An 11,082-nucleotide genomic window follows, 5' to 3' on the forward strand; every position below is an offset into this window, starting at 1 on the left:
GGGATATTCATAGTTTGCTAACTATCAATATACGCCCGGCCCTCCCCCTGCCGTCAACCGGGCATATCAATATCCGCGTGGATGCGGTTTATGTAGGAGCGGCCTTGTGTCGCGAAAGGGGTGCGAAGCACCCCCAAAATGTGTGCTTGAAAATTGATATCGCCGGGGCCGCTTTGCGACCCGTTCGCGACACAAGGCCGCTCCTACACTGACCGCGTCATTCTGCGATGAGGGCCACGCCGGTTCAGGGCTGTATCTGGTCTTCCAGCTTCATGGTCAGCGCCAGGGAGCTGCCCAGCTGTATCGCTTGATCACGCCAGCCCATGTAACGGGCCGCATCGACATGGCTGAAGTACACCGCCAACTCCTCGGCGGCCTGCATCACCCCGGTGGCTGCGGCCAGCTCCAGCCAGTACAGCGCCGCCTTGGTGTCCGGCTCTACGTACAGCCCATGCAGCAGGCGGTAGCCCACCTCGAAACGGCAGCGCGTCTCGCCGCGCATGGCGCCGCGCAGGAACCACTGGTACGCCTCGGTCGGGTTCACCTGCCAGTCCTGCTCGCCGTCGCAGACCTCTTCCTCGTACAGATCGCCCAGCGCTGCCGCCGCATGCAGCAGCCCGCGCTCGAAGGCATGGCGGTAATACTCGGCAGCGTTGGCGTAGGAAACATCCACGCCCTTGCCGAAGTAATGCTGCTGTCCGAGGTTGAACCACGCAGCGGCATCGCCTTGCAGCGCTGCCATGCGCAGCAGATGACCGGCCAGCGCGGTATCGCCGCGCCAGTACTTGCCGTTGAGCCAGATCCAGCCCAGGTCGTTGAGCGCCGCCACATTGCCCATCAGGGCCTGGCGGCTGAGGTCGACGTAGACGGCATGCAGGTCGGTCGCTTCATCAAGGCGGTCGATCAGGCCAAAGCGCTCGCCCAGCGCCGGCTGGCTGGGCAGGCCGATGCCGGCGAACAGCCGATGGCGCACGCCAGGGCGTGCTGGCGCCGGGACTATGCGCTCGGGCAGCAGCCGCGCAAGCAGTGAATGGATATTGCTGGCAGCAGACATGTTCATCCTCATTGAACGTTACAGCCCCGACCTCGACTGCGCTGGAGCGTGATTCTGCGCGACGACACGTCAAAACCTGTCGCGAACGATCACATCGTAGGCAACCAATTGTCAGTTGATTGATCTGAGCACGCTGTGGCCAATTGCCATGACCTGCTTGTGCCGCCATTCTAGGCGGCAAGCCTAGACAAGGACGTTCCCTTTTGCCGTTCGCCACCACTCGCGCCACCCTCAGCCGCCAATGGGCGTTGCTTCGTCAACTGCCCGGCCGCTCCCCCGGTATTACCAGCGCTGAACTGGTCTGGCGCCTGCGTGATGTGGGGTTCACGGTCAGCAAACGCACGGTTGAGCGTGACCTCAACGAGCTGTCGCTGATTTTCCCGTTGGAGCGCAACGACAAGAGCATCCCGTTTGGCTGGCACTGGTCGGCCAGCGCTGGCGGGGAGTTGCGCGGCAATTTTGATCTGCAGGGGTATTTGCGTGGCGATTTGTTGCAGCCGGTGCCCGGCGCGGGCGTCGAGTTGCAGGCGCGGGTCAGCGATAACCTGGCGCGGCAGTTGCGCGAGGCGCCGCTGACGGCAGATATGCAGCTGACGGCGCTGGAGCAGGGGCACCGCTTGCGGGCAACGGTGATGGACGGCTGGCCATTGCGCTGGTGGCTGCTGAGCCAGGGGGAAAGCTTGGTGGTGGAGCTGCCCGTGGACCTGCGCGAGGAAATCGGCAAGACCCTGGCCAACGCGGCCGCGCAGTATCAGGTTTAGCCTGCCCCGGCCTCATCGCAGGAGCCGCCAACTGTAGGAGCGGCCTTGCGTCGCGAATGGGCTGCGCAGCAGCCCCGACGATTTAGAATGAAACCAACATCCTGGGGCCGCTACGCGCCCCATCGCGACACAAGGCCGCTCCTACACGAGCAAAAGCCGGCAAAGCCTACCGCTGCATCCCCCAGCGCCTGACCGTCAGCCGCTCCAGGGTATTGAACACCAGCCCCTCCACCAGTAGCCCGATGAAGATCACCACCGCCAACCCGGCAAACACCTTGTCGGTGTACAGCTCGTTGCGGTTCTGGAAGATGTACCAGCCAAGCCCGCCCTTGCCACTGCTGGCGCCAAACACCAGCTCGGCGGCGATCAGCGTGCGCCAGGCGAACGCCCAGCCAATCTTCAGCCCCGAGAGAATCGACGGCAGCGCCGCCGGCACCAGCACATGCAACACCAGGCGCAGGCCGCCCAGACCATAGTTGCGCCCGGCCATGCGCAGGGTTTCCGAAACCCCCAGAAACCCGGCATAGGTATTCAGCGCCAGCGCCCACAGCACCGAGTGCACCAACACGAAAATCAGGCTGTTATCACCCAGCCCGAACCACAGCAGCGCCAGGGGCAGCAACGCGATGGCCGGCAGCGGGTTGAACATCGAGGTCAGGGTGCCGAGCAGGTCGCGGCCGATCTGCGTCGATACCGCAAGGCTGGTCAGGCCGAAGGCCAGCACGATGCCCAGCACATAGCCCTTGAGCAGTATCACCAGCGATACCCCGACCTTGGCCGGCAACTCGCCGCTGAGCATGCCGTCCCAGAACGCCGCAGCCGTCTGCAAGAAGCTCGGCAGCAGCAGGTCATTGTCGGTATAGCGCGCGACCAACTCCCAGAGCACCGCCAGCGCTGCCAGGATCACCGCTTTGCGCAGCCATCCTTGCTGCCACAGCCGTTGCGCCAGCGGCAGGTCGCGTTCCAGCGGTACGCCGGGCAGCGGCTGTAACTGAACTTCGTATTCCTGGCGTGCAGAGGTAATAGTCATGCCAAGGCTCCTGTCAGTAGGCGATGCGGATGTCGTTGAAACCCAGGTCGGCGCTGTGCTCCGGCGTTTCGGCTTCATCGAACAACAAGCGGTGGATGCGCCGGGCGCTGGCCTGGAAGTCGCTGGCGCCCAGGCTGCCCAGGTCGTACTGGTGGCTGTGCACCTCGGCGCGCACGCGGCCCGGGTGCGGCGACAGCAACAGGATGCGGTTGCCCACCACCAACGCCTCTTCAATGGAGTGGGTGACGAACAGCAAGGTAAAGCGCACCTCTTCCCACAACAGCAACAGCTCTTCTTGCATCTTGCGCCGGGTGAGGGCGTCGAGGGCGGCGAACGGCTCGTCCATCAGCAGGATCTTCGGCTGCGTGGCCAGTGCCCGGGCGATGGCCACCCGCGCCTTCATGCCACCTGAGAGCGTATGCGGGTAGGCATCGGCAAAGGCGGCCAAGCCGACCTTGTCCAGGTAGTGCAGCGCCCGCTCCTCGGCTTCGGCGCGTTTGAGCTGGCCGGACACCAGCAACGGAAACATCACGTTCTGCTTGACCGTCTTCCACGGCGGCAACTGGTCGAATTCCTGAAACACCACGATGCGATCCGGCCCTGGGCCGCGCACGGGCTGGCCTTGCAGCAGAATCTGCCCTTCCCGCGGCTCGATGAAACCGGCCACAGCCTTGAGCAAGGTGGACTTGCCGCAGCCCGACGGGCCCAGCAGCACAAAGCGGTCGGCACGGTCGATTTCGAAGCTGACCTGGTGGGTGGCCCGCACCACGCGCTGGGCGGTGCGGTATTCAAGGCTGAGGTTGTCCACCGTCAGCAGCGGTGGGGTGGCGACACGGCTCAGGTTGCTGGCCGCGTGGCCTGGCAATGGGGCGGTCATGGTCGGTCAGCTCCCCTGCAGCGGGCGTTCATCCTGGAAGAAGTAGTCCTTCCACGATTCAGGCTTGTTCTTGATCGCGCCGACCCGATAAAGGAAATCGGCCAGCTTGTAGGTGTTCTTGGGCGTGACGGTGAATTCATACTGCGGGTTGTCGATCAGCTTGATCAGCACGTCGCGGTCGATCTTGGCCTTGGTCACGCGGATATAGGTGTCGGCCGCCGCGGCTTTGTCGTGCTGGGCAAACTCGGCGGCTTCGGCCAGGGCATCGACGAAGGCCTTGTAGGTCTTGGGGTTGTCGTTGCGGAATTTCTCGGTGGCAAACAGCAGGGTCGGCGAGTTGGGGCCGAGCAGGTCGTAGCTGTTGAGCACGATATGCACGTTCTTGTTGGCCAGCACCTGGTCCTGGAACGGCGGGTTGGAGAAGTGCCCGTTCAGCTCGGTGCCGCCGGCCAGCAGGGCTGCGGTGGCGTCCGGGTGGGGGACGGCGAGGGTGTACTTGTCGAGGCGGTTGTATTGCTTGTCGCCCCACTGCTGGGCGGCGGCGTATTGCAAGAAGCGCGACTGCACCGACACGCCCACTGCCGGCAGGGCGATGCGGTCCTTGTCGCTTATATCGGCGATGGTCTTCACGTTCGGGTTGCTGCTGACCAGGTAGTACGGGAAGTTACCCAGCGAGGCCACGGCCTTCACGTTCTGCCGGCCCTTGGTGCGGTCCCACACGGTGAGCAGCGGGCCGACGCCGGCACCGGCTATGTCCACGGACCCAGACAGCAACGCATCGTTGACCGCCGAGCCGCCCGACAGCTGCGCCCAGTCCACTTCGATGTCGATGCCCTGCTGTTTGCCGTGTTTCTCGATCAAGTGCTGATCACGCACCACGTTGAGCAGCAGGTAGACGATGCCGAACTGTTCGGCGATGCGGATCTTGCCCTCGGCGTGGGCCAGGGTGGGTGCAGCCAGGCTGCCGACGACCAGGCTTGCGCCCAGGCCGATGCTTGCCGCCAGGCGGCTGATGGATTTACGCATGATCTTGGGTTCCTTCAGTCGTCAGTCAGAACGGGGCATCGCCCTGGATAGTGGTGCGGTAGAGCTTGCGGCGCAGGTGGGCCGGGCAGCCGCTGGCCAGGTGGATCAGCGAGCGGTTGTCCCAGAACACCAGGTCGTGGGGCTGCCACTGGTGGCGGTAGATGTTCTGTTCGAGCACGCTCAGGGCGTACAGCTGCTGCAGCACATCGCGGCTCTCGTCGTCGGGCAGGCCGACAATGCGGGTGGTGAAGCCTTCACTGACGAACAGCGCCTTGCGGCCGGTTTCCGGGTGGGTGCGCACCACCGGGTGGATGACTTCCTGCACCTGCGCCAGTTGCTCGGCGCTGAGCGTTGGGCGCCAGTTGCCCGCGAACTTGGTTTCAGCGTAACGCGCGGTGTAGGAGTGCGCGGCGTCACGCCCGGCGATGATCTTGCGCAGGGCATCGGGCACGGCGTCCCAGGCTTTGTGCATGTCAGCGAACAGGGTGTCGCCGCCTTCGCTGGGCAGTTCCTGGGCGTGCAGCATCGAGCCGAGGCTGGGCAGCTCCTTATAAGAAAGGTCCGAATGCCAGAACTTGCCGGCATCGCCCAGGCCCAGGTTGCGACCGTCTTCGATGATGTTCGAAACGATCAGGATTTCCGGGTGGCCGGCCAGCAAAAACTGCTTGAGCACATGGATTTGCAGCTCGCCGAAGCGGCGGCTGAAGTCGATTTGCTGTTGTGGGGTGATGCGCTGGTCGCGAAACACCAGGACGTGGTGGTCGAGGTGGGCGCGGTGAATTCGGCTGAAGTCGTCGGCGTTGACCGGTCGAGTCAGGTCCAGGCCGATGATCTCGGCGCCGACGGCACCGGAGAACGGGCGGACTTCAAAGGTTTGCGGCAGGGCGCTGTCGATGTTCGACAAGGCGTTCGAGGCGGCTGGCATTGTTCACTCCCACGCAGTGCGCGACATTCAGGGCGCGCAACGATTCAGAAACGCACGGGGTTTACCCGTGTGGGTTCGAGTCGTGCGGCGCGCTGATTGGTCAGCGGGTACGCAGTGGGGTGACTATATGTGCATAAGAAAGATAATTTAAATATCTTTAATGCATATGCATAGTAGTGAGGAAAGTGTGCTTACGATGCCGGCGTAACCCTGCACCGGCCTCATCGCAGGCTGGCGCCAGCTCCCACAGTGAACTTGCCCAGCCTTGATATAGGGGCTGCGTCAGCTGCGATAGTGGTGCCTGGCCCCAATCCCTGTGGGAGCTGGCGCCAGCCTGCGATGAGGCCATGACAGGCTTGCACAGCCTGCCTAACAGCCATCACCGCTCGCGCAGGGCTTCGCTGCGGGCTTTCATGATCGGTTTGAGCAGGTAGCTCATGATGGTCTTCTTGCCGGTCATGATATCCACCGTCGCCACCATGCCCGGGATGATCAGCAGCGGCTTCTCGTCGGTGCCCAGGTGGCTTTTGTCGGTGCGCAGGCGGATCAGGTAGTACGTGGTCTTCTTGTCTTCGTCGGTGATGGTATCGGCACCGATCTGCTCAAGCTTGGCCTTCAGCCCGCCATAAATGGTGTAGTCATAGGCGGTGAACTTCACCGTGGCCTCTTGGCCGGGGTGCAGGAAAGCGATGTCCTTGGGCAGGATTTTCGCCTCCACCACCAAGGTGTCATCCAGCGGCACCACCTCGATGATGTCACTGCCCGGCTGGATCACGCCGCCGATGGTGTTCACCAGCAGCTGCTTGACGATGCCGCGTACCGGCGAGGTGACCATGGTGCGGGTAACCCGGTCGTCCAGCGCCTTGCTGGTGGCGGTGGCCTTGTTCAGCTCGGTGCGCGCCTCGTTGAGCTGGGTCAGCGCTTCGCTGCGGAACTTGCCACGGGTTTCCTCGATCTTGCTCTGCACTTCCTTGATCGCAGCTTCTGCACGCGGAATGGCCAGCGCGGTGGAGTCCATCTGGCCACGGGTCTCGACCTCGGCGCGGCGCAGGCGCAGCACTTCAACCTGCGAAATGGCACCCTGCGCCACCAGCGGCTCGGACATCGAGATCTCCTGGCGCAGCAGCTGCAGGCTGTTGGCGTACTGGGCGCGCTTGGAGTTGAACTCGCGCAGCTCTTGCTGCTTTTGCACCAATTGCTGCTGCAGGCCGCCGATCTCATCCTGCAACTGCTGACGACGGCTGATGTACAGCGACTGTTCGCTGGCCGCCTGGCTTGGGGCTGCCTTGCGCAGTTCTTCGTCGATTTGCAGCGGCTGGTCGTCCACCTCGGCGCTCAGGCGCTGCACGCGCAAGGCCATGGCCAGGCGCGAGGCCTCGGACTCGTCGACGTTGGAGGCAAAACGGGTTTCATCCAGGCGCAGCAGGGGCTGGCCGATTTCGACGATTTCCCCTTCCTTGGCGTAGATCTGGGCGACGATGCCGCCCTCGAGGTTCTGAATCTTCTGCACCTTGGACGACGGGATGGCCTTGCCTTCCCCGCGGGTCACTTCATCGATGGGCGCAACGCTGGCCCAGATGATCATGAACACGAAGAACGCGATGATGCCCCAGATGGTCAGGCGTACGATGCGCGGCGCATCTTCGATCAGCGCCTTGTTGACCTCGGGCAGCGGTTGCCCGGCCAGCGACTCGGAGCCCTTGAAGTAGCGGCGCAGGTTGTCCTTGAAACGCCCTATATCGAGCTTATGCAACACTGATCTGCCCCTTCTTCAGCGCATCCATGACGGCGGCTTTCGGGCCATCCGCGACGATCTGTCCACGATCGATGACGATCAACCGGTCCACCAGCGACAGCAACGAGGCGCGGTGGGTGACCAGCAGTACGGTCTTGCCCTCGACCACGGCGGCCAGGCGCTGCTTGAGGCGCTCCTCGCCGGTGTTGTCCATGGCGCTGGTCGGTTCGTCGAGCAGCAGAATCTGCGGGTTGAGCAGCAGCGCCCGGGCCAGGGCAACGTTCTGGCGCTGGCCGCCGGAGAGGTTCTGCCCACGCTCGCCGACTTGCAGCTCGTAGCCATCGGGGTGCAGGCGAGCGAACTCATGCACGCCGGCAAGCTCGGCGGCTTGCAGAATCAGCTCGTCTTCGATGTAGCGGGCGCCGCTGACCAGGTTGTCGCGCAGCGTGCCGGCCAACAGCTGGATGTCCTGGGGCACGTAGCCGATGTTGTGGCGCAGCTCGCTGACGTCGATCTGGCGGATGTCCACGCCATCGACCAGCAGCGAGCCGTTGTCCGGCTCGTAAAGGCCGACGATTAGCTTGGCCAGCGAGCTTTTGCCCGAGCCACTGCGGCCAATGATGCCGACCTTCTCGCCCGGGCGAATGGTCAGGTTGATGCCTTTGAGCGCCTGGTTCTGCTGGTTGGGGTAGGTGAACTCGACGCCGCGGAATTCCACCGCGCCCTGCAGCACCTGGCGGCTCAGCGGGCGTTCATCGAAGTTGCGCTCTTGCGGCAGCTCCATCATCTGGTTGGTCGACACCATGGTCACCTTGGCCTGCTGGTAGCGGGCCAGCAAACCATTGAGCTGGCCCAGCGGGCCAAGGGCACGGCCGCTGAGCATGTAGCAAGCCACCAGGCCGCCCATGCTGAGGTTGCCGTCGATGATCAGGTACACGCCGACGCAGATCATCGCCACGCCCGCCAGTTGCTGGATCAGCAGGGTGATGTTCATGGCCAGGCCCGACAGCACCTTGACCCGCAGCTCCAGGCGGCTGAGGGTGCCGAGGGTCTGCTCCCACATGTACTGGCGCTCGCTTTCGGCGTTGTTGACCTTCACCGCATCCAGACCGGCGAGGGTCTCGATCAGGCTCGACTGGCGCTCCGAGGCCAGGGCCATGGTGCGTTCCATGGTGGCCATCAGCGGCTTCTGCAGGGCATAGCCAATGCCCAGCGCGAGCGGGAAGGCCAGCACCGGGATCCACACCAGGTGCCCGCCAATAATGGCGATGACCACCAGCACCAGAATGGTGAACGGCAGGTCGATCAGGCTGGTGAGGGTGAGCGAGGCGAGAAAATCGCGCAGGCCCTGAAATTCGTGGATGTTCTGCGCAAAGCTGCCGACCCGCGCCGGGCGGTGCTTCATCGACATGCCGACGATACGTTCGAACAGCGTGGCCGAGATGATCAGGTCGGTCTTCTTGCCCGCCAGGTCCAGGCACAAGCTGCGCAAACCCTTGAGAATCAGGTCGAAGATATACGCGCCGACAATGCCGACAGCCAGCACCCACAGGGTCGAGGTGGCTTGGTTGGGCACTACGCGGTCATACACGTTCATCACGAACAAGGGCGCGGCCATGGCGATCAGGTTGATCACAAGGCTCGCCGCGATGGCGTCGATGTACAGCCATTTGCTGCGCATCAGGGTGTCGCGGAACCAGGAGTTCACGCGCGGAATGAGGTTGCCGTGGTTGACGTCGTACTTGTGCTGGGGCTGGGCGAAGAACACCTTGCCGGTGTAGTCGCCTTCGAGGGCCTCGCGGCTGATCAGCACTTCACCGCCATCGCTCTCGCTGAGCAGCAGGCGCGCGGTGTCGTCGTTTTCCCAGCCCACCAGGATGGCGCTGCGGCCTTCCTTGAGCAGCAGCATGGCCGGCATGGCCATGCTGGGGATTTGCTCCAGCTTGCGTTGCAGCAACCGCCCCTGCAGCCCGGCACGGGCCGCTGCACGGGGCAGCAGCTCGATGTTCAGGCGTTGGGATGGCAACGGCAGGCCAGTGGTAAGCATGGCCCGGCTGGCCGGCTTCTGGTGCAGGACACACAGGGTCAGCAGGCTATCCAGTAACGGATCGTCATGCTGACTGCGTGGATCGTGGCTGAGTTGGACTCGACTGACTTCGGATTCCACGCGGCGCTCTCTTTCATCCTTGCGGGGGTTTGCCAAGGTGCGCCATCAGTTCATGCCTGGCAGGTTCACCTTGGGTTTCAAATCGTTCTGCACAACGGTCGCCAGCGGTGCTACGACACCCTGACTTCTGAGCAGTTGGCCAATGGTCGCCTTGATTCGATACTGAGTAAACATTTGTATGTTCTTCACTTCCACCAGACGACGCTGGGCGGTGAAGGTTTCATTTTCACTGTCGAGCAAGTCGAGCAGGGTGCGCTCACCCAGGCCGAACTGCTGCTGGTAGGCGCTGCGCACCTTGACGCTGTGATCGACGTACTGCTGGGCAATCGGCAACTGCGCGTTGGCGTTGTCCATGGCGTTCCAGGCCAGGCCCAGTTCCTCGTTGAGCTGGCGCAGGGCGTTGTTGCGGATATCCAGCGCCTGGTTGGCCAGGTACGACTTCGACTCCAGGTCGGCCTTGTTGCTGCCGCCGTTATAGAGGTTGAAGTTCATGCGCAGCATAGCCTGCCATTCATTGTTATGGCCGACGGTGCCGTCAAGGTTGTTATCGGCAGTACGGCCGACATCTATATCGAAACGCGGATAGAAGGTCGATTTGGCGGCATCGTACTGCTTCTCGGCAGCGGCGATGTCGGATTCGGCAGAACGCAGAATCGGGCTCTCCTCGATCAGCTGGTGACGGGCTTCATCCAGGGTTGCTGGCAGCAAGTCGACAAACGGCGCAGGTGTGCTTAGCTCGTCCGGCATTTGCCCAACCACGCTGAGGTAGTTGGTGTTGGCGTCGGCCAGGTTGGTTTGCTCGGTGATCAGGTTGTTGCGGGCCTGGGCCTGGCGCGCTTCGGCCTGGTCGAGGTCGGCCATGCGGCCTACGCCACGGGCGGTACGCAGCTTGATCTGGTCAAGGATACGGTCGTGGTTGCGCAGGTTCTCTTCGGCCAGGCGCACCATCTCGCGGCGCGACAGCACATCCAGGTAGACCTGGGCCACATTCAGCGCGGTGCGCTCGGAGGTACCCAGCAGGGAATAGGCGCGGGCATTGGCGGTGGCGCGTTGACGCCCGACTTCGCTGGAGGTGGCAAAACCGTCAAAAACCATCTGGCGCAGACGGATTGCTGACTCGCCTCGGTTGAGGGTCTCCCAGCGGTTACCAGTGCCTGGGGTGTCGCTGCCTTCGCGGCCATAACCGGCTGTCAGGTCGACCTTGGGCAGGTAACCGCCCTGGGCGGCGCGTACTTGATAGTCCGCAGCGGTACGGGCGTTGACCCCGGCCTGGATTTCCGGGTGCACTTCCAGGGCCTTTTGCATGGCTTCGGGCAAGGATTGTGCTTGTACGAACGAGGCGGCAAGGGTGAAAGGGATAGCGATAAACAGTGACGCGCGCATTTGTGCTGGTTTCCCGAGAGTGCTGTTGTCGTAAATCACGACCGAGCCCGCTCCCGCCCTGGAAAATGACAACCCCGTTTCCGTGGGTAGGACGCTTGCGAAAAGGCAGTGCGATTAATACGAA

The 11,082-nt window shown here is 63.1% G+C and carries 9 protein-coding genes; 1 reads left to right on the forward strand and 8 read right to left on the reverse strand.

The genetic code is table 11. The annotated features are described in order from the left end of the window. Window positions 1–244: 244 nt before the first annotated feature. Complete coding sequence (locus tag HU719_RS12870) at window positions 245–1,054, reverse strand: tetratricopeptide repeat protein (RefSeq protein ID WP_186536729.1); 810 nt, start codon at window positions 1,052–1,054, stop codon at window positions 245–247. A 203-nt stretch (window positions 1,055–1,257) separates the two neighbouring features. Between HU719_RS12870 and HU719_RS12875 the strand changes: the two genes are divergently transcribed. Beyond that, window positions 1,258–1,815: a WCX domain-containing protein gene (locus HU719_RS12875; RefSeq protein WP_186521034.1), complete on the forward strand. Its 558-nt coding sequence runs from the start codon at window positions 1,258–1,260 to the stop codon at window positions 1,813–1,815. Between the two features lie 166 nt (window positions 1,816–1,981). Here HU719_RS12875 and HU719_RS12880 read toward each other — a convergent pair whose 3' ends face one another. From HU719_RS12880 to HU719_RS12910, 7 genes are all read right to left on the reverse strand, one after another. Continuing rightward, window positions 1,982–2,845 carry an ABC transporter permease gene (locus tag HU719_RS12880; RefSeq protein ID WP_186536728.1) on the reverse strand — a complete coding sequence of 288 codons (864 nt, stop codon included), beginning with the start codon at window positions 2,843–2,845 and terminating at the stop codon, window positions 1,982–1,984. A 13-nt stretch (window positions 2,846–2,858) separates the two neighbouring features. Beyond that, entirely contained in the window at window positions 2,859–3,722 is an 864-nt protein-coding gene (locus tag HU719_RS12885) for an ABC transporter ATP-binding protein (RefSeq protein ID WP_186536727.1), read from the reverse strand. 6 nt (window positions 3,723–3,728) lie between these two features. Beyond that, window positions 3,729–4,748 (reverse strand): ABC transporter substrate-binding protein, encoded by a 1,020-nt coding sequence (locus HU719_RS12890; protein ID WP_186521031.1) that lies wholly within the window; start codon window positions 4,746–4,748, stop codon window positions 3,729–3,731. Window positions 4,749–4,773: 25 nt separating this feature from the next. After that, window positions 4,774–5,673, reverse strand: coding sequence for a TauD/TfdA dioxygenase family protein (locus tag HU719_RS12895; protein WP_186536726.1), 900 nt, complete (start codon window positions 5,671–5,673; stop codon window positions 4,774–4,776). A gap of 379 nt (window positions 5,674–6,052) precedes the next feature. Continuing rightward, entirely contained in the window at window positions 6,053–7,429 is a 1,377-nt protein-coding gene (locus tag HU719_RS12900) for an HlyD family type I secretion periplasmic adaptor subunit (protein WP_186536725.1), read from the reverse strand. Next, complete coding sequence (locus HU719_RS12905) at window positions 7,419–9,575, reverse strand: type I secretion system permease/ATPase (protein ID WP_186521029.1); 2,157 nt, start codon at window positions 9,573–9,575, stop codon at window positions 7,419–7,421. Before HU719_RS12905 ends, HU719_RS12900 begins: the two co-directional genes overlap by 11 nt. Before the next feature lie 45 nt (window positions 9,576–9,620). After that, window positions 9,621–10,958 (reverse strand): TolC family outer membrane protein, encoded by a 1,338-nt coding sequence (locus HU719_RS12910; protein ID WP_186521028.1) that lies wholly within the window; start codon window positions 10,956–10,958, stop codon window positions 9,621–9,623. Window positions 10,959–11,082 lie beyond the last annotated feature (124 nt).

Source organism: Pseudomonas farsensis, assembly GCF_014268805.2.
In the GTDB taxonomy this organism is placed as follows: domain Bacteria; phylum Pseudomonadota; class Gammaproteobacteria; order Pseudomonadales; family Pseudomonadaceae; genus Aquipseudomonas; species Aquipseudomonas farsensis.